Raw genomic sequence first — 22,737 nt, 5'->3', positions numbered from 1 at the left:
ACAGTTGATCAACTATGCAAGCCAGCCCAGCGCTTAGCGACCACAGCGAGACAGCCGACGCCAGGCCTAGCCTTCGCCCTCTCGCCCCGGTAGAATTTTCCGTAGTGGAGATAGTATTTCCACTACGGCAATTATCCCACCGCGTGAGGTGACGACAGATGACTCCCCAACAAGCTCGGTTCGTGATCATCGGAGCCGGGATCCACGGCCTCTCCACGGCGTGGCACCTGGCCCGGCGGCTCAAGGCCAGCGGTCAAGGCAGCGGCCAAGACGTCCTGGTCATCGACAAGAAGGGCATCGCGGCAGGCGCCTCCGGCGTGGCCTGCGGTGTCATCAGGAACAACTACTTCCAGCCCGCGATGCGTGAGCTGATGGCGCACTCGGTCGACGTCTGGGAGTCCGACCCGGAGGCCTTCTCCTACCACCCCGTCGGCTACCTGCAAATCGCTCCCGAGGTCATGCGCGCCGACGTCGGCCAGATCTACACCGAGCAGGAGGCCATCGGCTACACCTCCGAGCTGATCGACGGCCCCGAGGCGTCGAAGTCGTACCTGACCAGCTACTTCTCCGACTGGCAAGCGCCAGGAATCTCGGTGGTGCTGCACGAGAAACGCGGCGGCTACGCCAACAACGTCGCCTCCATGCGCGGACTCGCCGCCAAGGCCGCCGCCGAGGGCGTCACGATCCAGAGCGGCGTCACCGTGACCGGGCTGACGCTCGACGGCGGCGCCGTCACGGCGGTGGAGACCGACGCGGGCACCATCGCCTGCGAGCAGCTCGTCGTCGCGGCGGGCCCGTGGGTCCGCGACTTCTGGTCGATGCTCGACCTGCCCAGCCACATCTCGGTCACGACCCCGGATGGCACCACGCGCCCCGACGTTCCGATGTGGACGTACTGGGCGCTGCAGGAGGGCACCCTCGACGTCGACCCGCGCACGTTCACCGACAACCAGGGCAACCTGCCACCGGTCGTCCACGTCGACTCCGACCAGCCGCTCTACGACGACGTCGACGGCGCCCTGATCACCGACAAGATGTGGGGCATCTACTACAAGCCGGACTTCAGTTTTGGTGGCGTCCAGGGTGGCGCGTCCCCGGTCCCGATCGACCGGCCCGCCGCCGACGTCGCGGTGGATCCGTACGGACCGGACAGCCCCGAGTTCGCCGTCGGTGACGACTTCGTCCGGATGTGGACGTCCGCGCTGGCTCATTGCCAGAAGCGCTTCGAGGGCAAACGGGACGTCTACAAGCGCGAGCCGTCCGGTGGCATCGGCGCGTTCACCCCGGACAGTTTCCCGGTGTTCGACACCTTCCGGCAGAACGCCTACGTCATCGCCGACGCCAACCACGGCTACAAGATGCTCGGCATCGGTGAACTGGTCGCCGACGAACTGCTCGGCACAACGCGGTCACTGCTGGAACCGTTCCGCTTCGACCGCTACCGCACCGGAAAGCTGCACCCGACAAGCAACTCACCGTTCCCCTGGAGCTGAGATGGGAGACAACGGCACCGCTCGCGTTCTGTTCGTCCAGCATCAGGACGACTGCCCGCCGGGGCACGTCGGGGACCGGGTCAGGCAGCGCGGCGCCGAGGTCGAAGTCGTCCGGGTGCGGGCGGCTCGCCTGCCAGACCCGACGAACTTCGACCTGATCGTCCCGCTCGGCTGCTATGACTCCGCCTACGACGAGTCCCTCCCCTACCTCGGGCGGGAGTGGGATTTGCTCGCCGTCGCGGTGGCATCCGACGTGCCGGTGTTCGGGATCTGCTTCGGAGCGCAGCTGTTGTCGCGGGTGCTGGGCGGCGAGGTCCGCCCAGCACCCGACGGCCCGGAGATCGGCTGGATCGAGATAGACACCGCGGACACCGCATCGGGCGACACGACGTCGAGAACGGGGGACACGGTGGGCCCCGGCCCGTGGCTGGTGTGGCACCTCGACGTCATGACGCCGCCGCCGGACGGGCGGGAGCTGGCGTGGTCGAGCGTGGGCACCCAGGCCTTCAGCCACGGCAAACACCTCGGCGTGCAGTTCCACCCTGAGGCGACGGTGGAGTCGGCGTTGTCCTGGGCGGAGCACCACCGGGACCTGCTACCCGCGGCGGGCACGAGCTACGACGAGATCACCGCGGCCACGCGACGTCTAGCCGCCGACGCGCCACGACGCGCGTACGAGCTGACCGACCGCGTGCTCGACCGGGCGCTGCGTCGCGGCGGAGTCCCGTGACGATCAGCCCGCCGTGCCCGCCTGGCTGTCGGCGAGTCCGACCGCCGCTCGCTCCTTGTTGATCAGCCTTTGCTCCTTGAGTGACCAAGTTTCGTTCTTTTATCCGATTCGGATCGTCACCCAGGGAGCAAGGCTGATCAACTTCGGCGACTGGACCTATTTGTTGCCGAGGAACGTCGCCATCGAGTCGTCCAGCTCCTGCCACCACGGCGTGTGGTGCGCCGGTGCGACCGTTCCAGTGCAAGGCGACGAGAACGACCGGTCCCGGTAGCCGATGATCGACTCCTCCTTGTGGTGCTCCCACGTCTTGAAGTGCTCGCGGGTGAGGTCGAGGTCGAACTCCGGGTAGTCGACGTCTCGGCACAGGTCGGCGATGTAGTCGGCCTGGAAGTCGATCTCCTGGATCGGCGTCTCGCAGGCGTCGAGCTTGGCGCGCCACTCGGCGATGTCGACGGCCATCTCGTCCCGCGACGGCAAGGTGACGCGGCCGAGGATGTAGTCGCGGGCGTACCAGGCTTGGCCGTCGAACATGGTGAACGTGTAGTACTGATCCTGCATCCCCAGGTAGATCATCTTGGGGTTGTCGAGCCAGAAAACACCCTTGTACAGGTTGTCCGGGTAGAGCACGTTATTGGTGCGCAGCCTGAGGTCTTCCGCGACGAAACCGAGCGAGTGCTGGTATCCGGTGCACAGCACGATCGCGTCCACGCGGCGGGTCGTGCCGTCGATGAAGTGCGCGACGTCGCCGTCGAGGTGGGACAGCTTCGGCACCTCGTCGATACCGTCCGGCCACGGGAATCCCATGGGGTTGGTGCGGTAGGAGATGGTGACCGACTTGGCCCCGTACTTCCTGGTCTGCAGCGCGATGTCCTCCGCGGAGTAGCTGCTGCCGAGCACGAGCAGGTCCTTGCCGTCGAACTCGCGGGAGTCCCTGAAGTCGTGCGAGTGCATGATCCTGCCGGGGAACTGCTCGAAGCCGGGATACGACGGCATGTGCGGCACCGAGAAGTGACCGGTGGCGACGATGACGTAGTCGAACTCCTCGGTCCTGGTGCTGCGATCCGCCAGGTTCTCGACCGTCACCGAGAACGTCTCATCGGAGTAGGAGATCCACCGCACGGCGGTGTTGAACTCGATGAACTCCCGGACGTTGCTCTTCTTGGCCCTTCCGGTGATGTAGTCGTAGAGCACCTCCCGAGGCGGGAACGACGGGATCGGCTGGCCGAAGTGCTCGTCGAACGCGTAGTCCGCGAACTCGAGGCACTCCTTCGGACCGTTCGACCAGAGGAAGCGATACATGCTGCCGTGTACCGGCTCGCCCCACTCGTCCAAGCCGGTGCGCCAGGTGTAGTTCCACAGCCCGCCCCAGTCACTCTGCTTCTCGAAGCACACGATGTCCGGAACGTCCGCTCCTTCGGCGCGCGCCTGCTCGAATGCGTGCATCTGCGCGAGGCCGCACGGGCCCGCTCCGACGATCGCGACACGTGACGCCATCTCAGCCTCCATCCAGCGAAGTCATCGACATTGTTTTCCTACTGTGAGACATTGTTCACTACAGGTGGACAGAGTATCCCGTGGTTCTGTAGCTGTCCATACCGTGAACAGAGACGAGGGAACATGACTGCGACGATCATTGACGGCAAAGCGGTCGCGCGCCTGGTACGCGAGCGAACCGCACGGGAGGTCACGGAACTGCCGGACGCGCCGGGACTCGCGACCGTGCTCGTCGGCGACGACCCGGCATCGGCGGTCTACGTGAGCAGTAAGCGAAAGCATTGTGTCCAGGCCGGAATGCGGGACCTGCACCAGCATCTTCCCGGTGACATCAGCCAGCGCGCGCTCGCCACGACCCTGGAGGAACTCAACGCCGACCCCCGCGTCACCGGCATCCTGCTTCAGCTGCCGCTGCCGGAGCACCTCGATGCGCCGTCACTGATCGCCAGAATCGACCCGGACAAGGACGTCGACGGTCTCACCACACTCAGCGCGGGCAGGCTCGCCCAAGGCGCGCCCGGTTTGCGCCCCTGCACCCCATCCGGGGTGATCGAGCTGCTCGACGCCTACCAGATCCCGATCGAAGGCGCGCACGCCGTCGTCGTCGGCCGTTCAGAGCTCGTCGGCAAACCGTTGACACACCTGCTGTTGCGGCGCAACGCCACCGTCACCGTGTGCCACTCCCGCACCCGTGACCTCGCGTCGGTCACGAGGCAGGCGGACATCCTCATCGCGGCGGCGGGCGTACCCGGCCTGGTCGGGCCCGACGCGGTCAAACCGGGCGCCACGGTCATCGACGTCGGAATCCACCGCACCGACGACGGACTGCGTGGCGACGTCGACTTCGCGACCGTCGCCGACGTCGCCGGTGCGATCACCCCCGTGCCCGGCGGGGTCGGGCCGATGACGATCGCGATGCTGCTGCAGAACACGGTGACCGCCGCGGCGGCGCGCTGTGCCGCCGGACGGTTCGCCAGCGGCGTCGCGTCGTAAGTCCCTCGCCCGCGATGGAGAGCACGACGCCATCGACACGGCCTTCGGCTTGGCGCCGCGGGGGCACCGTCTCCCGCGACGCGTTCGCGCACCGTTCCGGACCACGAGTGACTGAAGTAGGTACGCCGGTGGGGATTCCTCCCCTGCCGACGCCGGGAACAGAGGGGAACACTTGCCGACGTGGACGAGTACTTCATGGTCGACTGGGTCCTGCCCCCGACCCAGCTGGTGGACTTACAGACGGCACAACACGCGATCGACGCGGCCAGTCGCAGGCTGACCGAGGAAGGTCATCGGGTGCGCTGCCTGCACAGCACCTACGTACCGGCACAGCGCCGGTGGGTCTGCGTCTTCATGGCCACGAGCGCCGAGGCGATACGCAAGATCCACGAGATCGCGCAGCTCCCGGTGCCGCGCGTCGAGAGCGCGCTCGATCTCACCCTGGTCGACCGTCTCGCCAGCTGACACGCCTGCTTGCCTGGTCATGGGCCCGGCCGTAGGATCTGGGGATCATGTCCGCCTCGAAGTCCGCTGGCCGAGCGGGCAATCTACCGGCCGAGCTGACGAGCTTCATCGGACGTCGCCACGAGATCGCCGAGATCAAGCGGCTCCTTTCGGCGTCGCGTCTGGTGACCCTCACCGGCGTCGGTGGTGCGGGCAAGACCCGGTTGTCCCTCCGCGCGGCCGCTGACCTGCAACGGGCGTTCAGCGACGGCGTGTGGTTGGTCGAGCTGGCCGCCCTCGAGGACCAGGCGCTGCTCAGCCAAACCATCGCCAGCACACTCGGGCTGCACGACCGCACCGCGCGGTGGCCGGTCCCCGCGCTCGCGGAGTACCTGTCGGACAAGCGCCTGCTGCTGGTGCTGGACAACTGCGAGCACCTGCGTGACGCCTGTGCCGTGCTGGTCGACACGGTGCTGCACGCCGCACCCGACGTCCACATCCTCGCCACGAGCAGACAAGCGCTGGGCCTCACCGGCGAGCACATCTTCCAGGTGCCGACGATGTCCATGCCGGAACCGGACCGGCCAACCCCGCACGACGCGCTTGGCCAGTACGAGGCGGTCAACCTGTTCGTGGACCGCGCGGTCGCGGTGCGACCCGACTTCGAGGTAACGACCGAGAACGCCGACACCATCGTGCGCGTCTGCCAGCGACTCGACGGCATCCCGCTGGCGATCGAGCTCACCGCCGTTCGGCTGCGCGCGCTCGATCTCGGTGACCTCCTCGATCGCCTCGAGGACCGCTTCCGACTGCTCACCGCGGGAAGCCCCGGTGTGCTGCCACGCCACCAGACGCTGCGGGCGCTGATCGACTGGAGCAACGCGCTGTGCTCGGAACGCGAAAGCATCGTGTGGGCTCGGCTGTCGGTGTTCTCCGGCGGGTTCGACCTCACCGCCGCCGAAGCGGTCTGCTCGGACGAGACGATCCCCGAGGAGGACGTCGTCGGGCTGCTCGCGGCGCTGGTGGACAAGTCGATCGTCATCGCCGAGCACCACAATGGACGGCTGCGGTACCGCCTGCTCGAGACGATCCGGCAGTACGGGCTGGAGCGGCTGGCCGCCAACGGCGACGAGACGGCGGTGCGAGCACGCCACCGCGACTACTTCGTCGGCCTCGTGGAGCGGGCGTTCACCGAGTGGCTCGGTCCGGACCAGGAGACGTGGCTGACCACGCTGCTGCGGGAGCACAACAATCTCCGCGCCGCCTTCGAGTTCTGCCTCACCTCGCGCGACCACGCCGCCACCGGCGTACAGATGGCCGGTGCGCTGTGGTTCTTCTGGATCGCGACCGGGCTGACCAACGAGGGACGTCGCTGGCTGGAACGCGGTCTCGACGTCAGCGGCGAGGCGAGCCCGGTACGCGCGAGGGCGCTGTGGGTGTGCGGCTACCTGTGCACGATCCAGGAGGACCTCACCGCGGCGCGGCCCATGATCGAGGAGTGCCGCTCGCTTGGCGAACAACTCGACGACGTCGATGCCGCGGCGTGGGCGGTGCAGCTGACCGGCATGATGGCGATGTCGGCCGGGGAGCTGGCGGACACCCGCGACGCGCTCTCCGAAGCGCTGGAGCGCCATCGCACCAACGACAACCCACTCGGGATCCTGGACACCAGCTTCTACCTGGTGGTCGTGACCGCCTTACTCGGCGAACTCCAGGACGCGGTCCGCATCGCCGAGGACGCCATCGCGCTGTGTGACTCACGGGGGGAACGGTGGCTGAAGTCGTACATGTTGTGGGACCTCAGCCTGGTCGCGTGGCAGCAGAGCGACTACGACAAGGCAGCGGCGTCGGCGATGGCCGGTCTCCGGCTCGCGCGTGAGTTCAACGAGCAGTGGGTGATCGCGTTCTGCTTCGAGATCCTGGCATGGACCGCGCACGGGGAACGCACGCTGCCTCGGGCGGCTCGGCTGTTCGGTGCCGCCGACCGGCTCTGGCGGCGGATCGGCGCGCCCTTGTTCGGGATGCGGCACCTGGTGACCTTCCATGAACAGCAGCAGGAGCAGGCGCGCGAGGCGCTCGGTGGCAGGCGCTTCGACGCCGATTTCCGCGACGGCACCCTCATGAGCACTGACGACTCGATCGCGTTCGCGCTCGACGAGCGGGAGCTGACGCGGGAGACCACCGCCGCGTCCCGGCACGACACGACGCTGACCCGCCGCGAACGCGAGGTCGCCAACCTGATCGCGGACGGTCTCAGCAACAAGGAGATCGCCACCAAGCTCGTGATCGCGCGCCGCACCGCGGAAGCCCACGTCGAGCACATTCTGGGCAAGCTCGGGTTCTCGTCGCGTTCGCAGGTCGCGGCGTGGGTGGCCGAGCAGCGCGGCACCGAGCTGAGCGCCCACGAGCACCACTAGTGACCGCGAGTGGGGATGTTTAGGTACGGGCCTACGTAATTGCCCCATGCCCTCCGTGAGGTGATCCGGACCACACTGGCCCTACCAGTCCGCACTAGGGCCCGCAGCCAGATCTCGCAGGAGGGATACCGTGCTCGCCGACACGCACACGCTGGCATCACCCGTATCGACCACCGACGTCTACGACTTCGACGAGCAGTCCGCGGAATCGTGGCAGGTTCCCCACGACTTCAGACACGGCATCCGCAGCCTCACCCGTGGTGTCACCGTGCTTACGACCAGCGATAACCAGGGTGAGCGATACGGCGTCACGACGACGGGGGTGTGCGCGCTCAGCATGGACCCACCGACCCTCGTCGTCTGCGTGCGCAGGCGGTCGACGCTGGGGGCACAGCTTCCCCGCACGAGGCGGTTCTGCGTGAACGTGCTGTCGTGGCGCCAGCGCGACATCGCCGAGGTGTTCGCCGGGCAACGGGGCGTCGCCGTGGACCGCTTCAAGCACGGCGAGTGGACGACGGGCGTCCACGGGTCACCGGTGCTGACCGACGCGCTCGCCTCGTTCGAGTGCGAAGTCGACCTGCTCTACGGGTACCCGAACCACCTGATCGTCGTCGGCAGTGTCCGGCAGGTCGAGGAGGCGCGGGAGCAGGACGACCCGCTGGTGTACGCGTCGGGTCAGCTCTCGTCGCTGGTGCCATCGGGCGCGTTGGGCCCGATGGACACCGCCATGGCGACACCTGCTTGACCACGCACCCCGACCACCCGGAGGGGCCATGACGCTTACCCAGTTGCGGACGTTCCTCGCCGTCGCCGACGCGGGGTCGGTGCACGCCGCCGCCCAACAGCTGTATGTCACGCAGTCGGCGGTGTCGGCGTCGCTGACCGCGCTGCAACGCTCGCTCGGCACGCGCCTCATCCAGCGCGACGGTCGCGGCCTGCGCCTGACGGAGGCCGGTGCCGTCTACGCCGACTACATCCGGCGGGTGCTCGGCCTGCTGGATGAGGCGAGCGCCGCGGCCGCGGCCGAGGACGACCCGGAACGCGGCGTGTTGCGGATGGCCGCGGTAACGACGGCGGGCGAGCAGATCCTGCCGAGACTGCTCGCGAGCTTCCGCAAGCGGCATCCGCAGATCGGCATCCAGCTGGAGGTCGGCAACCGCGAACGGGTGCGCGCGCTCCTCGACCGCAGGGAGGTGGACCTACTGCTCGGCGGCAGGACCACCGCCCGCAGGGACGTCTCCGTGCTCGGCGTCCGCCCCCACGAGCTGATCATCGTGGCGCCGGGCGACGGCTTCCGCCTCACCGACCAGAACGACCTGATCGGCTGGGCGGAGCGGCAGACATGGCTGCTCCGCGAGAAGGGCTCGGGCACGCGGGAGACCACGGAGCGATTCCTGGACGACTTGAACCTGCCGAGCGCGCCGCGCAGCCTGACCGTCGGGTCCAACGCGGCCATCAGGGAGGCGGTGATCGCCGGGCTCGGCGTCACGTTGATCTCCCGGGACGCGGTCCAGCGGGAGCTCGCCGACGGCACGCTCATCGAGGTGCCGCTGCCCGGGACACCGCTCCCCCGCGACTGGCACCTCGCCGCCCATCCGGGCACGCTCCCGGCGACGGCGACCGCCCTGGTAGCCCACGTGCTCATGACCGGCGAGTTCCGTCGGCCGCACCAGCACCAGCCGGACACCGAACCGCACGTGCCCGAGCACCCGAGCAGAGCGGAGTCGCACCACAGCGCGGACACGGGATAGCGGCTGGCCCACGTCACGATCGCGCCCTCGCGGCTCAACGCAGGTCCGCCGCCAGCACCTCGCTCTGCTTGAGCACGGCGAGGATCAGCGCCGCAGCGACGTGGCGACCGCCCGGAGCTGACCAGGCAGCTCGCTATGCGCCCGCTGTGTCAAGAAAATGTCTGATTCATCCGGTCTCTGTTGACACAGCGGGCGTCAAGCGAGATCAGCTCGCAGCCGGAGCCACGCTGACTGTCGACTCACGCGTGCTTAGGTAGTGCGCTACTATGTAGATAAGATCTACATAGATTCAATCTACATGGAGCGGCGCATGTCTGGGTTCGTGGGACGATTTGCAGAGCTTGCGGCACTGCGCAAACGTTTGAGCCGCGTTTCGGAGACGGCTACGGGAACAGCAGTAGCCATTCGAGGTCGTCGTCAGGTCGGCAAATCACGCCTCGTCCAGGAGTTCTGCGATTCAGCTGGTGTTCCTTACTTCTTCTTCACGGCGACAAAAGGTGTCTCGCCAGTGGAAGCCATCGCGTCGTTTCTCGTCGAACTGAAGGAATCCGGCCTACCTGTCGACCCCGAACTTGTTCCCGAGTCCGCGCCGGGCGGCTGGCCCGACGCGTTCCGGGCGCTTGCGAATGTGCTTCCGCAGGCTCCGGCTATCGTCGTCCTCGACGAACTGCCGTGGCTTTCCGAGCAGGACGAATCGTTCGACGGAGTCTTGCAGACAGCGTGGGACAGACTGTTATCCCGCCATCCGCTTCTGCTGCTGCTATTGGGTAGCGACATCCACATGATGGAGCGGCTCACAGCATACGACCGGCCCTTCTACGGACGCGCCGACAACTTCGTGCTCGCTCCGCTAAATCCCAGCGAGGTCGGCCAGGCCCTCGATCTTGACGCCGCGGACACCATTGACGCCCACCTCATCACCGGCGGCTTGCCTGGCATTTTGCGTAGCTGGCCGCAACGCACCGCTCCACTGGAGTTCATCCACCAAGAGTGTGCTGATCCCGCAGCACCAGTGTTTGGCATTCCGGAAGCGACATTGTTGGCCGAGTTCCCGACGCCGGACCAGGCGCGGCGAGTGATCGAGGCTGTGGGCAGCGGAGAGCGCACACACGCCACCATCGCGGCCTCAGCAGGCGGAACAGCAGGCACCGTCCCGTCGGGCTCGCTGTCACCATTACTACGACGGCTTAGCCAAGAGAAGCATGTCATCGCCGCAGACCAGCCGCTGTCCACTCGTCCAGGCAAGCCCACGCTCTACCGAGTGGCCGATAGCAACCTGCGGCTCTACCTCGCTGTACTGCGCGCGGTGCACGATCTCGCACGCCGCGGACGTCCCAAGCAGGCCTACGATCTTTTCGTTCGGCGCTGGACGTCCTGGCGCGGCAAGGCCGTAGAACCGTTGATCCGTGATGCTCTAGAACTCGCCGCCGCGTCAGGGACCGTGCCATGGCCGAATGCTGAGGTCGTCGGCGGCTGGTGGAACCGCCAGTTCAACCCCGAGATCGACCTCGTCGGCGCCGACCGCTCTCCCGTGGCAAGTCAGATCTACTTCGCAGGCTCGATCAAGTGGTTGAACTCCCCGTTCGACCGTCACGACCTCAAAGCGCTGCTCGCCAGCGTCCGGCATCTTCCCGGCTTCGAACCTGGCGAATCCGGACTCGCCATCGTCTCACTGAGCGGAGCGGGCGCCGATCTCGACACCGCCGACGTCGATCTGATCTGGGGCCCAGCGGAGGTTCTCTCCACGTGGGGCTAACGCCTCCTCACGACCAGGCGGCTCGCTATGCGCCCGCTGCGTCAAGAAAATGTCGGATTCATCCGGTCTCGGTTGACACAGCGGGCGTCAAGCGAGGCCCGCTCGCGGCCGGAGCCGCGCTGACTGTCGGTGCGACCCGATACCGTGTGGTCCATGTCACACGACCGGCTCGCTGCGGTGCGGGCCAGCACTGGGGGTCCGTTCACGGCGGCGCAGGCGCGCGGCGCCGGGTTCAGCACGACCGAGATACGGCGGCTACTGCGCCACGGGTTCTGGACGCTGCTTCGACGCGGCGTGTACGTCGACACCGAGCTGCTGGAACGCGTCGCCGCACATCCGGAACGACGTCACGCACTCGACGTCGCCGCGCTGCTCCTGACCCTGCGGTACGACGCCGTCGGAGGCGGCAGCTCCGCCGCACAGGTATGGGGGCTGGACTCCCTCCGCGAGTACTCCTCGGGGCTCGTCGTGATCACGGACGACGAGGACGTCCACACCCGGCACCGGCGGGACGTCCTCGTCCGCCGAGCGACGCTCCCCGCGCATCACCGTCACGAACGGTTCGGCGCGAGGGTCACGTCGGCCGCGCGAACGGCGGTCGACCTCGCTCGGGACGCGAGGTTCGCCGAGGGCGTGGTGCTCGTCGACTCCGCGCTACGAAAAGAACGGACGTCGTTATCGCAGCTCTACCGCGTGTTGAACGATTGCGACGGCTGGCCGCACATCGACCGTGCCCGTCGTGCGGTGCTATTCGCCGACCCGAAAGCGGAGTCGGCGCTGGAGTCGGTGTCCCGTGTGGCGATGCACCAGGAAGGCGTCCCCGCGCCGCGCACCCAGGTGGTGCTCGGCGACGAGCGGGGAATCCTCGCGCGGGTCGATTTCCTGTGGGACGGCGTCAAGGTCATCGGCGAAGCGGACGGCCTGGCCAAATACCGGCCGGACGATCGATGTTCCACATTGGACGTCGTGCGCGCGGAAAAGCGCCGCGAGGAGATGCTGATCGACGCCGGATACGAGATCGTGCGCTGGGGTTGGCGGGAGGCGAACGACCCACCGCGCCTCAAGCGCAAGCTGCTCGCGGCGTTGGCGCGCGGCGCGCAGCGGCAACAGGGACGCGCGGGGTGAGTGTCGCACGCTGGATTCGCCGTGCCACACCGCGCGTGGACCCGCTACACGCCCGCCGTGTCAACCGAGGACGGACGAATCCGACATTTTCTTGACACACCGGGCGTGTAGCGGAACCGGCCCGGGACGCCGAGCGCGCGGCAGCCGACCGCCTAGACGTCGAGACCGCGCTACGCGCGCTCCTCATACCGGAACCGCACGGTGCCGAGCGAACGGCCGTCGGCGGTGATCTCCACCTCCGCCACCGATCCCCGCGCGAGCGAGACCATCGGCCCCAGCGCGCCGGAGAGGATCACCTGCCCAGCCCGCAGCGGCTCGCCGAACTCCCGCGCGGTGCGCGCCAGCCACGCCAGGGCGTTGAGCGGGTCCCCGAGGCAGGCGGCACCGCTGCCGGTGGAGACGACCTCGCCGTCGATCCACATCGTCATCGCGACGTCGCGTGGTGAGAACTCGGACAGGCTCAGCCGCTGAGTACCCAGCACGTACATGCCGCTCGACGCGTTGTCGGCGACGGTGTCACCGAACGAGATGTCCCAGTTGGCGATGCGGCTGTCGACGATCTCCAGCGCCGGGGTCGCGTACTCGACCGCGTCGCGGGCGAGGGCGACGTCGACGTCCTCGACGTCGAGGTCGGCGCCGAGCACGAACGCCAGCTCGGCCTCCGCCTTCGGCTGTAACAACCATCCTGGCGGGACGCGCCCGTCCTCGCCGACCTCCATGTCGTCGAACAGCACCCCGAAGTCGGGCTGGTGCACGCCGAGCTGCTGCTGCACCGCTTCCGACGTGAGACCGATCTTGCGGCCGACCACCGTCGCACCCGCCGCGAGACGACGTTCGGTGCCGATCCGCTGCACGGTGTAGGCCAGCGCGATGTCATCGCGCCCGATCAGGTCCCGGACCGGCGCGCACGGCACCGCCGTCGCGGCCGCGGTCTCCAGCCGTGCCGCGGCCCGCTGTGCGCTATCGGTCATCACGTCGGCGTTCGCGTTCATGTCGGCCAGCATGCCGGATCGACCGGCCAAACGCCGAGGGCGGTGTTCCGGTCACCGGAACATCAGCGCTTCGCGCGGCGGCCTGTCGGCTGGAACTGCCGCACCATGTCCACCATGCGGTCGGCGACCTCGTCGAACGGGATGTAGCCCATGCCGGAAAGCACCAGGCCACCGACGAACGCCATCGTCACCGAGTTCACCGCCTCGGGCGGCAACGACCCGAGCGCGCGCGACAGCGACTTGGCCATCTCGGTGCCTATCTCGTCCCTGAGCCGCGTGACCTCGGGGTCGTCGCCGAGCAACGCGGTGGTGCATGCCCGGCTGAGTTCCGGTTCGTCCGCGAAGACGTCGGTGATGCGCCGAACCATGTCGTGCAGGTCGGTGTCGTCGGTGAACGACGACGTGACGTCTTGGATCCGCCGCCACACCACCGAGCTGATGAGGTGGTCCTTCGACGAGAAGTAGGTATAGGCGGTCGCGGGCGAGACGTCGGCCCGCCGCGCGACCGAGCGCACCGACAACTCCCCGTACTCGACGGCGCGGATTTCCTCGAGTGCGGCGTCGAGCAGTCGCTGGACGGTGTCCGCCCTGCGACCGCCGACGATTCGGCGAACCGGCTCCATGCCATTGATCGTAACCGCGCGTGCGCGGGACGCCGCCGCGACGCGCGCCGGTGACGGGGCGCCGTGCCCGCACGGCGTCAGCGCGCCTGGCTGAACAGGGCAGGGAAGATCCGCATCGCCTGCTCGCGGCTGAGCGTGCGGAACCGTGCCTCCGCCTCGACCAGCGCGGACTCCGGGTCCGACATCGTGGCGATGGCGCCCGTGGCGAGGGCGTGACCGTCCTCGACGCTGACGACCCTCGCCCAGATCCGCAGCGGCACATCCAGCGGTACCGGTTTGCGGTACCGCACCGTCAGGTCCGTCGTGGGGCCCGCGTTGCCCGCCGCGGCGGCCGCGTGTCCGAGGATCTGGTCCAGGAGGAGCGCGCTGATCCCGCCGTGCGTGGACATCGGCGGCCCCTCGTGCGTCAGCCCGAGCGTGCAGCGGCCCTCGACCCGCTCGCCGTCGGTGAAGTACTCCACCGGCGGCGCGCTGGGATGTCCCTCGCCGATGACCGGGTTGAACATCCGCTTCCCGCCGATGAGGTCGTCGACGGACGCGGGCTGCTGCGGCTTACGTTGCCGTTCGCGCAGCGTCGCCGTCACGGATTCGACGTCGATAGCGGCCTGTTCCAGGACGTCGACCGGTACCTCGGTGCGGATCGACGTCTCGGTCAGCTCTCGTAGCCGCGCGCCAAGGGCGGCGACGGCCTCCCGGCGGCGCCGAAGTTCGGGGGTGTCCTCGGGTGCGGTGAAGCCCGCCTCGCGCGCACCCGGCACGCCACGGTGCGACTCGCGGCCCGCTGGCTCAGCCACGGGCCCTCCCCGCGGCGTGGCGTCCAGCGCGCCTGCCGAAGAACGACCCCTCACCCAGCTGGAGGCCGGAGCAGTAGCCCTGACCGTCCTGGGCGATGTTCGACGCGCAGGCGCCCGCCGCGTAGAGCCCGCCGATGACGGACCCGTCGCCGCGGCGCACCTGTCCGTCGGCGGTCACGCTCATCCCGCCGAGCGTGAACCCGGCGTACAGCGCGGTGCCCAGGCTCAGGTTGTAGGCGGCCCACGGGCCGACGTCCTGCGGCGCCAGCCAGTCGGGGTGCTTGTGGAAGTCCGGGTCCTCGCCCCGCGCGGCATGGTCGTTGTAGCGCGCCAGGGTCGCCGCCAGCGCGCCGTCCGGCAGCCCGAGCCCGCGCTCCATCTCCTCGACGGTCTCCCAGCCGTCGATGAACGGCACCAGGGACATCGACGGATGATCGGCGTGTTCGCTGTCCACGATGAGATACGCCGTCGCGTCGGGCTGGTGCATCACGTGGTACGACGTGCGCGCGTGGTAGCTGTCCTCGGCGACGAACCGACGTCCTTCCTTGTTCACGATCAGCCCGGTCACCAGCGTCGCTGGCGGGTAGAACGGAGCGGTGATGAACGGCTCGGCCATGTGCTCCAACTCGGCGCCCACGGACATCCCAAGGCGAATGCCGAGCCCGTCGTCGTACGTCGAGCCGAGCGTGAACAGCTTCGACCCGAGCGCGGGCGTGTGCTCGGCGACCATGTCCGGGTTCATCACGAATCCCCCGGCCGCGATCACCGCGGCCGGTGTCCGCACGACACCGGTCTCCTGGAACGACCGCCACGCCAGCCCGGCCACCTCGCCAGCGGCGTCCGTGATCAGGTTGGTCGCGCCGGTCTCGTACCAGACGTCGACGCCCGCCTCGTCCATCCGGTCGCGCAGCAGGTCCACCACGAGCTTGGCGCCGTCGGTGTCGCCGGGCACCGGCACCTTGTGCCCGCGTGGCGCGGGTGTCGCCGCGTCCAGATACGGCCAGACCTTCTCGTTGCCGGTGTACATCAGCCCTTCCGTACCCGGCTGGATGACGGCCTTCTCGGCGAAATAGGAGCGTTCGAACTCGAAGCCCAGCGCCTCAAGCCAGTCGAAGTGCTCCACCGAGCCTTCGCAGTAGGCGCGGATCTTGTCGTGGTCGGGGTCGAGCGAATTCGCGACCAGGTACCGGTACATCTCTTCTGGCGAGTCGTCGTGCCCGGTCGCCTTCTGCACGGCGGTGCCGCCGCCGAGGTAGAAGTGCCCGCCCGCCATGGCCGTCGTACCGCCATGCGCGGCGGCCCGTTCCAGCACCAGCACCCGCGCGCCCGCCCGTGCCGCCTCGAGCGCCGCGCAGCCGCCGGCGATGCCGAAGCCGACGACCACGACGTCGTAGGACTCGGTGTCGGCGGTCAGCACCGAGGTGTCGAGGACGTCGGGCACCGCCGTGCCGGAGGGCCGCTCGGTCATTCGTTGTCTCCTTCAGCGGTCAGTTCGAGCTTGCCTGCCAGTCTGTCCAGATAGGACACGACGTCGGCCTCGGATTTGTCGGGCACGCCCCAGATCAGCTCGTCGACACCCAACTCGTGCCAGGTCGCGAGCTGCTCCGGCGTCGGCTTCGCGGCGACCAACACGTGTACCTGGGGGCGCCCGGAGCGTCCCGCGTCCGCCCACGCCTCGCGAAGCGCGTCGACCTTCGGGGTGATGTCCTGCTCGTACGGGGTCGTCATCCAGCCGTCGGCGTTACGTGCGATCCAGCGGAACGTCTTCGGCCCGCCTCCCGCGCCGATGACCAGCGGGATGTGCGGCTGCACCGGCTTCGGGTACGCCCACGACGGGCCGAACGACACGTACTCCCCGGCGTAGGAGGCTTCCTCCTGCGTCCACAGCGCCCGCATCGCCTCGACGTACTCGCGCAGCACGGTGCGACGTCGATCCGCTGGCACGTGGTGGTCTGCGAGTTCGTCGGTGTTCCAGCCGAACCCGGCACCGAGCGTCACGCGGCCACCGGAAAGGTGGTCGAGCGTGGCGATGGACTTGGCCAGCGTGATCGGGTCGGACTCCACCGGCAGCGCCACCGCCGTGGCGAGCCGGATCCGGCTGGTGACAGCGGCCGCGGTCGCCAGCGACACCCAGGGGTCGAGGGTGCGCAGGTAGCGGTCGTCGGGCAGCGTCGCGTCGCCGGTGCCGGGGTGGACGGCTTCCCGCTTCACGGGGATGTGGGTGTGCTCGGGCACGTAGATCGTGTCGAAGCCGCGTGCCTCGGCCGCGGCGGCGAGCGCGGCGGGCGTGATGCCGCGATCCGATGTGAACAGGACGACGCCGTGGCGCATGGCACTATCCTCGCTCAGGGTCGCTGGGGTTTGACAGGGCTGCGTGCTGGTCATGCGCCGGACTTCCGTGCGGCCTTCCCGATGGCGTCCTCGACGACGGTGTTGAGCCGGGCGCCGTTCTGCCACCCCGTGTAGTGGCTGAGGAAGATCACGATCTCGCGCAGTTCGACGTCGGACAGCTCACCGTTGGCGTGCGCCGCGGGCACCTGGATGCCGAGGACGTCGGCGGCACCGGTCGCGGTGAGCACCCCGATCAGCAGCAGTCGCCGGTCGCGATCGGAGAGCCCCGGCCGGTTCCAGATGTCGGCGAAGAGATGGTCGACGGTGTAGCGGAAGAAGTCGCCGTCGCCGTCGGACATCTCGAAGCCGTACACCTGCTCCATCCGCCGCAGTCCGCGACGCCGGGTCTCGGGCAACTCGTCGAATTCGCTCACGCGTCCTCCCGCGTTGGTAGTCCCAGCCCTGCCGCCAGCCGGTCGAGCGCGTGACGCGCCAGCGGCACGTCGACACCGAGGTCGTCGGCCAGCCCGATCGCGAACCGCAGGTCCTTCTCCCCCAGCGCCCGCACATGGTCGAACACCCCGTACCAGAAGTCGTCCGGGTCGAGCGGTGCCGTGGTCGGGCGGTGCATGATCGAGCCGGGCCCGCCGGTGATCGTGTCGGTGTGCCGGACGACGCTGCCCAGCTCCAGCAGGTCGAGCCCGGCGGCCTCGGCGAGCCGTTGGGCCTCGGTGGCCGCGGTGAAGGCGATGAAGTGCAACAGGTTGCGGGCCAGCTTCATCCTGGTGCCCGCCCCGATCGGCCCAGCGTGCACGACCTTGCCCGCCATCGCGTCGAATACCGGGCGACACGCGTCGACGGCGTCCTCGCTACCCCCGGCCATGATCGCCAGCGTGCCGTCCGCCGCGCCCATGGCGCCGCCGCTGACCGGCGCGTCCACGACCCGCACGCCGTGGCGGGCCGCGGTGTCGGCCAGCGCGTCTGGGGTGTCCGGTGCGACCGTGGAGTGGATCGCGACGGTCAGCCCGTCCCGCGCACCGCCGATGGCCTCGCCAAGCACGTCGCGCACCTGGTCGTCGTCGCGCACCATCACGCACAGGACGTCGACCCGGCCCGCGAGCTCCGCGACACTCCCAGCGGTCTCGGCACCCGCGCCGACCAGCTCGGTGACCGGTTCGGCCACGACGTCGAACACCACCACGTCCAGCTCCGATGCCGCCAGCCGCAGCGCCATCGGCTTGCCGATGGCGCCGAGCCCGACGAAACCGACGACTGGCGTCACGGCCGGAACACCTGGCCGCCGTCGACCGCGAGGATCTGCCCCGTCACCCAGGCCGCGTCGTCCGAGAGCAGGTACAGGCACGCGCCGACCATGTCCTCCGGCTGACCCATCCGCTTGATCGCCAGGCCGTTGACGAGATCCGTGGCGGCGTCACCGACCTGGGACCTGGTCGCGGCGGTGTCGGTGGGGCCGGGGGCGATGGCGTTGACCCTGATCCCCATCCCGCCCAGCTCGTGCGCCAGCTGCTGGGTGAGGCCGTTGATGCCCGCCTTCGCGAGGCCGTAGAAGCCGGAGTACAGGTAGGCGGCGGTGGAGCTCTGGTTGACGATCGCTCCCCCGCCGCGCTGCCGCATGTGCGGGTACACCGCTCTGGTGACGACCAGCGCGCCGTCCATGTTCACCGACATGAACTTGCGGTAGTAGTCCCAGTCAACGGTGATCAGCAGGTCGAACGCCATGTCGCCGTAGATCGCGGCGTTGTTGACCAGCAGGTCGATGCCGCCGTACGCCTCGACCGTCTCGGCCGCCATCGCCGCCGCCGACTCCGGCGAGGAGACGTCGCAGCGCACGAACCGCGCGGTGCCGCCGGCCGTCTCGATGTCCTTGACGACGACGTCGCCCGCGTCCTCTTTGACGTCGGCGACCACGACCGACGCGCCCTCGGCGGCCAGCGCCGTCGCGTACGCCGCGCCGATGCCCTGTGCCGCGCCGGTGACGACCGCGACCTTGTCGGCGAACCTGCCCTGTGCGCCCACGTCGTTCCTCTCGCTCATCAGCAGCCCTCGGCGAGGACCTTGGTCTCGAGGTACTCCTCGAACCCGGCGACACCCATCTCGCGGCCGATGCCGGACTGCTTGTAGCCGCCGAACGGCGCGTCGGCGCAGAACCACACCCCACCGTTGACCGAGAGCGTGCCGGTGCGGACGCGCGCGGCGACCGCCTTCGCGCGTTCCGGCGAGCCGGAGTTGACCGCACCCGAGAGCCCGTACGGCGAGTCGTTGGCGATCCGCACCGCGTCGTCGTCGCCGTCGTGCGGAATCACGACCAGCACCGGGCCGAAGATCTCCTCCCGCGCCACTCGCGCGGAGTTGTCGAGGCCGGTGATGACGGTGGGCTGGATCCAGTAGCCGCCCGCGAGCTCGCCGTCCTTGTGGTCGACGTCGCCGCCGGTCGCGAACCGGCCGCCTTCAGTGCGTGCGAGGTCCAGGTACTCCGCGACACGGTCGCGCTGGACCGCCGAGATGACCGGACCGCACACGGTGGCGGGATCGGCGGGGTCCCCGGTGCCGATCGAGGACATCGTGGCCGCCGCGATCTCCACCGCCTCGTCGTAGCGGTCGCGGGGCACGAGCAGCCGGGTGGTGAGCGCGCAGCCCTGTCCCGCGTGGACACACACGCTGAACGCGGCGGTGCCGACCGCGGTGTCGAAGTCCGCGTCGTCGAGCACGATCGCCGCCGACTTGCCGCCCAGCTCCAGAAACGTCCGCTTCAACGTCGGCGCGGTGGCGGCCATGATCGCCCGTCCGGTCGCCGTTGATCCGGTGAACGACACCAGATCCACGCGTGGATCCGTGGTGAGCAGGGTGGCGACGTCGTTATCGCTCGGTGTGACGACGTTGACCACGCCGGGCGGCATGTCGGTGTGCTCGGCGATCAGTCGCCCGAGTTCGCCGCCGAGCCACGGGGTGTCCGGTGCTGGCTTGAGCACCACGGTGTTGCCGGTCGCGAGCGCGGGCCCGAGCTTGGCCAGGTTGAGCTGGTTCGGGAAGTTCCACGGCGTGATCGCCGCGACGACACCCGTCGGTTCCCGCCGCACGGTGCGGCGGGTGCGGATGCCCATCGGCTCGGCGACGCCGAGGTCGGTCTCCCACTCGTAGGTCTCGGCGAGGTCGACCATCCAGCGGAAGTACTCGACCGGCATGTCGTACTGCGGGCCGGTGGTGAACGCCGAGGGCGCCCCAGCCTCGGCGGTGGTCAGCGCCCGCATCGCGTCGGCGTTGTCGAGCAGCGCCTGGTGCAGTTGGCGCAGGCACCGCAGGCGGAGGTCGACGTCGGTGGACCAGTCCGTCTCGTCGAAGGCGCGGCGGGCGGCGGCGATCGCGCTCTCGACGTCGGCGGCGGTGGCATCGGGTGCCTGCCCGATCTCCCGCCCCGTGGCCGGGTTACGGATCGCGTAGCTTCCTCGGTCGCTTGCCGCGCCGAGCTTGCCGTCGATCAGCAGCTGCGGCGGCGGGTTCGTCGGTGTCCTCGGTGTGCTCACGGTGCCTCCTGGGTGACGAACTCGCCCGCCTCGACCGGCGGCGGCCACACCGTCGACGGCAGATCGGCGAGCCGGTAGTGGCCTGGCTGGTCCATGCTGTTCTGCGACATCCGGTCCCGCAGCGCTCGCGGGGCCTTGCCCGCCTGCAGGATCGCCATGAAGGTGTGCGCGGTCGAACCGAGGTCGAACCAGTCCCGCTGCCACGCGAAGCACAGCTGACCGTCATCGTCGCGGCCGATGCCGAACCAGCTGCCGCCGATGCCGGTGATCTGGTACTCCTCGCCGTGCTCGTCGAGGACGCCGCTCTTCTGCTTCCAGAAGCCGATGACCATGTCGTTGACGTCGTCGGTGACCGTGGCGACGTAGTCGTAATGCCAGCCGTCGAGGCCCGCCATCTCGGTGCCGAGCGCGTAGTCGCGGATCTCGTCCCTGCCGACCGCCATGAAGTGCTCGTCCGGGGTGTACATCCAGCCGTAGGTGGCGTCGGCGGCGTAGAACTCGGCCAGCTGGCCCCAGTTCCCGTCCCGTTCCGCGACGCGGTTCGCCTCCAGCCAGCGCGCCCAGAACTCGTCCAGCTCGGCGCGGGTTGCCACAGCCATCAACGCATCCTCTCGATTAGTCCTCGATGGCGAGCGCCATCGTGGGGCAGTACTTCACCGCGGCCGCCACCTCGGGCCGCCGCGACTCGTCGGGATGGGAGTCGAGGATCCGGACCTGGTTGGTGTCCTTGTCATAGGCGAACACCTCGGGAGCCTCGACCTCGCACATCGCGTGCCCCTGGCAGAGGTCGTAGTCGGCACTGACACGCATCACCGCTCACCTCCCCGCACGCCGCCGGTAGCGCACCCGGCAGGGTTGTTCGAGTTGGATGACCATCTTCGAGCAGTCGTCGCGATAGGACTCGGACGGCTGCGACATCTCGAATTCGTAGTCCCGCAGCAGCACCGAGAAGATCGCCTTCAGCTGCATCATGGCGAACGCCGATCCGACGCAGCGGTGCCGTCCGGCGCCGAACGGGATCCATGTCCACCGGTTCAGCAGGTCCTCCTGCCTCGGGTCGACATAACGACCCGGGTCGAACGCCTCGGGGTCCGGGAAGTCGTCCGCGATCCGGTTCGACACCCTCGGTGTCGCGCCGACCATCGCGCCCGCCGGGATGAGGTGGTCGCCGAACCGCACGTCCTGTTTGGCCACCCGCAGCAGCAGGATCAACGGCGGGTGCAGCCGCAGTGTCTCCTTGATCACCGACTCCAGCCGGGGAATCGACCGCAACGCCTGGAAGGACACCTCGGCGCCGTCGGCGTAGATCTCGTCCAGTTCCGCGACGACATCGGTCATCGTGTCCGGGTGGCGCATCAGCTCGATCAACGCCCATGCCGCGGTGCCAGAGCTGGTGTGGTGCCCGGCGAACATCATCGAGATGAACATGCCGGTGATCTCGTCGGCGGAGAACTGCGGCTCGCCGTCGTCGCCGCGCAGCGAGATCAGCACGTCGAGCAGGTCGCGCTCCTCCTTCGGCACGGAGCCGCGGGCGGAACGCCGGTCCATGATGTCCTGGACAAGCCCCACCAACGCCAGCCTCGCCTCGTCGCGCCTGCGGAAGCTGTCGATGTCGGCGTAGGGGTCGACGAACGCGAGCGCGTCCGTCCCGCGCTCCAGCTCGTGGTAGTGGTGCGCGAACCGGGAGTCCAGCTCCTCCCGGAACGACGCGCCGATCAGGCAGGACGACGTCGTGTAGATGGTCAGCTCGGCGAAGAAGTCCAGCAGGTCGATCTCGCCCTCGTCGCCCCAGTCGGCGACCATCCGGTTGACCTCGCGCTCGATGGTCGCGGCGTGGCCCTTCATCTGCTCGCCCCGGAGGGACTGGTTCTTCAGCATCTCCTTGCGCCGCTCCGGTGAGGCGTCGAAGACGACACCCTTGCCGAAGATCGGCGTCATGAACGGGTACGCCTCGCCCTGGTCCAACACCTCGTCCGGCGCGCGGAAGAACGTCTCGTTCAGCTCGGCGCCACTGACCAGCGCCACATCCTTGTCCGCGAGCCGGAACCGACCGAGGTCGCCGCACTCGTCGCGCACCCGGTGCAGCAGCGCGATCGGGTCGGTGCGCAGTTCCCGCAGGTGACCGTGCGGGTCATCGGGGAAGAGCCGGGACACCTCGGGGACGTCGTCGAGCGACGCGCTCGGGCTCCCCGCGACGGAGTCCACCGAGTCCACGCTGTCGATGCTGCTCACTTCTCCTCCACGACCATGGT

22 protein-coding genes are annotated in these 22,737 nt (G+C 68.8%); 9 read left to right on the top strand and 13 right to left on the bottom strand.

What is annotated here, in order from left to right; translation table 11 throughout:
- Positions 1 to 158: 158 nt before the first annotated feature.
- Together ACFQGD_RS13205 and ACFQGD_RS13200 are read left to right on the top strand one after the other, a co-directional pair.
- Positions 159 to 1,493: an NAD(P)/FAD-dependent oxidoreductase gene (locus tag ACFQGD_RS13205; protein WP_345404640.1), complete on the top strand. Its 1,335-nt coding sequence runs from the start codon at positions 159 to 161 to the stop codon at positions 1,491 to 1,493.
- A gap of 1 nt (position 1,494) precedes the next feature.
- Positions 1,495 to 2,223 carry a type 1 glutamine amidotransferase gene (locus ACFQGD_RS13200; protein WP_345404638.1) on the top strand — a complete coding sequence of 243 codons (729 nt, stop codon included), beginning with the start codon at positions 1,495 to 1,497 and terminating at the stop codon, positions 2,221 to 2,223.
- Positions 2,224 to 2,379: 156 nt separating this feature from the next.
- On the opposite strand, the gene ACFQGD_RS13195 is transcribed toward ACFQGD_RS13200, so the two are convergent.
- On the bottom strand, positions 2,380 to 3,717 hold the full coding sequence (locus ACFQGD_RS13195) for an NAD(P)/FAD-dependent oxidoreductase (protein WP_345404636.1): 1,338 nt from the start codon (positions 3,715 to 3,717) through the stop codon (positions 2,380 to 2,382).
- A gap of 123 nt (positions 3,718 to 3,840) precedes the next feature.
- Here ACFQGD_RS13195 and folD point away from each other — a divergent pair, with 123 nt between their 5' ends.
- The 7 genes from folD to ACFQGD_RS13160 all read left to right on the top strand — a co-directional run bounded on the left by folD (position 3,841) and on the right by ACFQGD_RS13160 (position 12,203).
- Positions 3,841 to 4,710, top strand: coding sequence for a bifunctional methylenetetrahydrofolate dehydrogenase/methenyltetrahydrofolate cyclohydrolase FolD (gene folD, locus ACFQGD_RS13190; protein WP_345404634.1), 870 nt, complete (start codon positions 3,841 to 3,843; stop codon positions 4,708 to 4,710).
- Between the two features lie 180 nt (positions 4,711 to 4,890).
- Entirely contained in the window at positions 4,891 to 5,175 is a 285-nt protein-coding gene (locus tag ACFQGD_RS13185; protein WP_345404631.1) for a nickel-binding protein, read from the top strand.
- 47 nt (positions 5,176 to 5,222) lie between these two features.
- Positions 5,223 to 7,571, top strand: coding sequence for an ATP-binding protein (locus tag ACFQGD_RS13180; protein WP_345404628.1), 2,349 nt, complete (start codon positions 5,223 to 5,225; stop codon positions 7,569 to 7,571).
- 130 nt (positions 7,572 to 7,701) lie between these two features.
- Entirely contained in the window at positions 7,702 to 8,316 is a 615-nt protein-coding gene (locus tag ACFQGD_RS13175; protein WP_345404625.1) for a flavin reductase family protein, read from the top strand.
- A gap of 28 nt (positions 8,317 to 8,344) precedes the next feature.
- Complete coding sequence (locus ACFQGD_RS13170) at positions 8,345 to 9,322, top strand: LysR family transcriptional regulator (protein WP_345404622.1); 978 nt, start codon at positions 8,345 to 8,347, stop codon at positions 9,320 to 9,322.
- Positions 9,323 to 9,578: 256 nt separating this feature from the next.
- Complete coding sequence (locus tag ACFQGD_RS13165; RefSeq protein ID WP_345404619.1) at positions 9,579 to 11,078, top strand: ATP-binding protein; 1,500 nt, start codon at positions 9,579 to 9,581, stop codon at positions 11,076 to 11,078.
- Positions 11,079 to 11,231: 153 nt separating this feature from the next.
- Positions 11,232 to 12,203, top strand: coding sequence for a type IV toxin-antitoxin system AbiEi family antitoxin domain-containing protein (locus tag ACFQGD_RS13160; RefSeq protein WP_345404616.1), 972 nt, complete (start codon positions 11,232 to 11,234; stop codon positions 12,201 to 12,203).
- A gap of 170 nt (positions 12,204 to 12,373) precedes the next feature.
- Here the strand turns inward: ACFQGD_RS13160 and ACFQGD_RS13155 are convergent, their stop codons facing one another.
- From ACFQGD_RS13155 to ACFQGD_RS13100, 12 genes are all read right to left on the bottom strand, one after another.
- Positions 12,374 to 13,195 carry a 2-keto-4-pentenoate hydratase gene (locus tag ACFQGD_RS13155; protein ID WP_345404613.1) on the bottom strand — a complete coding sequence of 274 codons (822 nt, stop codon included), beginning with the start codon at positions 13,193 to 13,195 and terminating at the stop codon, positions 12,374 to 12,376.
- A gap of 62 nt (positions 13,196 to 13,257) precedes the next feature.
- A complete protein-coding gene (locus ACFQGD_RS13150) occupies positions 13,258 to 13,818 on the bottom strand; it encodes a TetR/AcrR family transcriptional regulator (protein ID WP_345404610.1) in 561 nt (186 codons plus the stop codon).
- A gap of 77 nt (positions 13,819 to 13,895) precedes the next feature.
- The gene (locus ACFQGD_RS13145) at positions 13,896 to 14,612 is read right to left on the bottom strand and encodes a hotdog domain-containing protein (RefSeq protein ID WP_345404607.1); all 717 of its coding nucleotides are present in this window, start codon (positions 14,610 to 14,612) and stop codon (positions 13,896 to 13,898) included.
- The gene (locus ACFQGD_RS13140) at positions 14,605 to 16,080 is read right to left on the bottom strand and encodes an FAD-binding protein (RefSeq protein WP_345404604.1); all 1,476 of its coding nucleotides are present in this window, start codon (positions 16,078 to 16,080) and stop codon (positions 14,605 to 14,607) included. Before ACFQGD_RS13140 ends, ACFQGD_RS13145 begins: the two co-directional genes overlap by 8 nt.
- Entirely contained in the window at positions 16,077 to 16,943 is an 867-nt protein-coding gene (locus ACFQGD_RS13135) for an LLM class F420-dependent oxidoreductase (protein WP_345404601.1), read from the bottom strand. The genes ACFQGD_RS13140 and ACFQGD_RS13135 overlap by 4 nt, the downstream gene beginning before the upstream one ends.
- 50 nt (positions 16,944 to 16,993) lie before the next feature.
- A complete protein-coding gene (locus tag ACFQGD_RS13130; protein WP_345404598.1) occupies positions 16,994 to 17,377 on the bottom strand; it encodes a carboxymuconolactone decarboxylase family protein in 384 nt (127 codons plus the stop codon).
- Entirely contained in the window at positions 17,374 to 18,225 is an 852-nt protein-coding gene (locus ACFQGD_RS13125; protein ID WP_345404595.1) for an NAD(P)-dependent oxidoreductase, read from the bottom strand. Before ACFQGD_RS13125 ends, ACFQGD_RS13130 begins: the two co-directional genes overlap by 4 nt.
- Positions 18,222 to 18,998 (bottom strand): SDR family oxidoreductase, encoded by a 777-nt coding sequence (locus ACFQGD_RS13120; protein WP_345404592.1) that lies wholly within the window; start codon positions 18,996 to 18,998, stop codon positions 18,222 to 18,224. The genes ACFQGD_RS13125 and ACFQGD_RS13120 overlap by 4 nt, the downstream gene beginning before the upstream one ends.
- Positions 18,998 to 20,485: an aldehyde dehydrogenase gene (locus ACFQGD_RS13115; RefSeq protein ID WP_345404589.1), complete on the bottom strand. Its 1,488-nt coding sequence runs from the start codon at positions 20,483 to 20,485 to the stop codon at positions 18,998 to 19,000. Before ACFQGD_RS13115 ends, ACFQGD_RS13120 begins: the two co-directional genes overlap by 1 nt.
- Positions 20,482 to 21,084 (bottom strand): nuclear transport factor 2 family protein, encoded by a 603-nt coding sequence (locus ACFQGD_RS13110; protein WP_345404586.1) that lies wholly within the window; start codon positions 21,082 to 21,084, stop codon positions 20,482 to 20,484. Before ACFQGD_RS13110 ends, ACFQGD_RS13115 begins: the two co-directional genes overlap by 4 nt.
- 16 nt (positions 21,085 to 21,100) lie before the next feature.
- Positions 21,101 to 21,295, bottom strand: coding sequence for a ferredoxin (locus ACFQGD_RS13105; RefSeq protein WP_345404583.1), 195 nt, complete (start codon positions 21,293 to 21,295; stop codon positions 21,101 to 21,103).
- A 6-nt stretch (positions 21,296 to 21,301) separates the two neighbouring features.
- Entirely contained in the window at positions 21,302 to 22,717 is a 1,416-nt protein-coding gene (locus ACFQGD_RS13100) for a cytochrome P450 (RefSeq protein ID WP_345404580.1), read from the bottom strand.
- Positions 22,718 to 22,737 lie beyond the last annotated feature (20 nt).

The sequence above is a fragment of the Haloechinothrix salitolerans genome, assembly GCF_042662605.1.
GTDB lineage: Bacteria > Actinomycetota > Actinomycetes > Mycobacteriales > Pseudonocardiaceae > Haloechinothrix_A > Haloechinothrix_A salitolerans.
The sequence above is the reverse complement of the archived record's forward strand: the minus strand, read 5'-3'. Positions and strand labels throughout refer to the sequence as shown.

Coding starts and splice junctions, on each gene's coding strand:
- ACFQGD_RS13205 (WP_345404640.1), top strand. CDS start 159: ATGACTCCCCAACAAGCTCGGTTCGTGATCATCGGAGCCGGGATCCAC.
- ACFQGD_RS13200 (WP_345404638.1), top strand. CDS start 1,495: ATGGGAGACAACGGCACCGCTCGCGTTCTGTTCGTCCAGCATCAGGAC.
- ACFQGD_RS13195 (WP_345404636.1), bottom strand. CDS start 3,717: ATGGCGTCACGTGTCGCGATCGTCGGAGCGGGCCCGTGCGGCCTCGCG.
- folD (WP_345404634.1), top strand. CDS start 3,841: ATGACTGCGACGATCATTGACGGCAAAGCGGTCGCGCGCCTGGTACGC.
- ACFQGD_RS13180 (WP_345404628.1), top strand. CDS start 5,223: ATGTCCGCCTCGAAGTCCGCTGGCCGAGCGGGCAATCTACCGGCCGAG.
- ACFQGD_RS13170 (WP_345404622.1), top strand. CDS start 8,345: ATGACGCTTACCCAGTTGCGGACGTTCCTCGCCGTCGCCGACGCGGGG.
- ACFQGD_RS13160 (WP_345404616.1), top strand. CDS start 11,232: ATGTCACACGACCGGCTCGCTGCGGTGCGGGCCAGCACTGGGGGTCCG.
- ACFQGD_RS13155 (WP_345404613.1), bottom strand. CDS start 13,195: ATGAACGCGAACGCCGACGTGATGACCGATAGCGCACAGCGGGCCGCG.
- ACFQGD_RS13150 (WP_345404610.1), bottom strand. CDS start 13,818: ATGGAGCCGGTTCGCCGAATCGTCGGCGGTCGCAGGGCGGACACCGTC.
- ACFQGD_RS13140 (WP_345404604.1), bottom strand. CDS start 16,080: ATGACCGAGCGGCCCTCCGGCACGGCGGTGCCCGACGTCCTCGACACC.
- ACFQGD_RS13135 (WP_345404601.1), bottom strand. CDS start 16,943: ATGCGCCACGGCGTCGTCCTGTTCACATCGGATCGCGGCATCACGCCC.
- ACFQGD_RS13120 (WP_345404592.1), bottom strand. CDS start 18,998: ATGAGCGAGAGGAACGACGTGGGCGCACAGGGCAGGTTCGCCGACAAG.
- ACFQGD_RS13110 (WP_345404586.1), bottom strand. CDS start 21,084: ATGGCTGTGGCAACCCGCGCCGAGCTGGACGAGTTCTGGGCGCGCTGG.
- ACFQGD_RS13105 (WP_345404583.1), bottom strand. CDS start 21,295: ATGCGTGTCAGTGCCGACTACGACCTCTGCCAGGGGCACGCGATGTGC.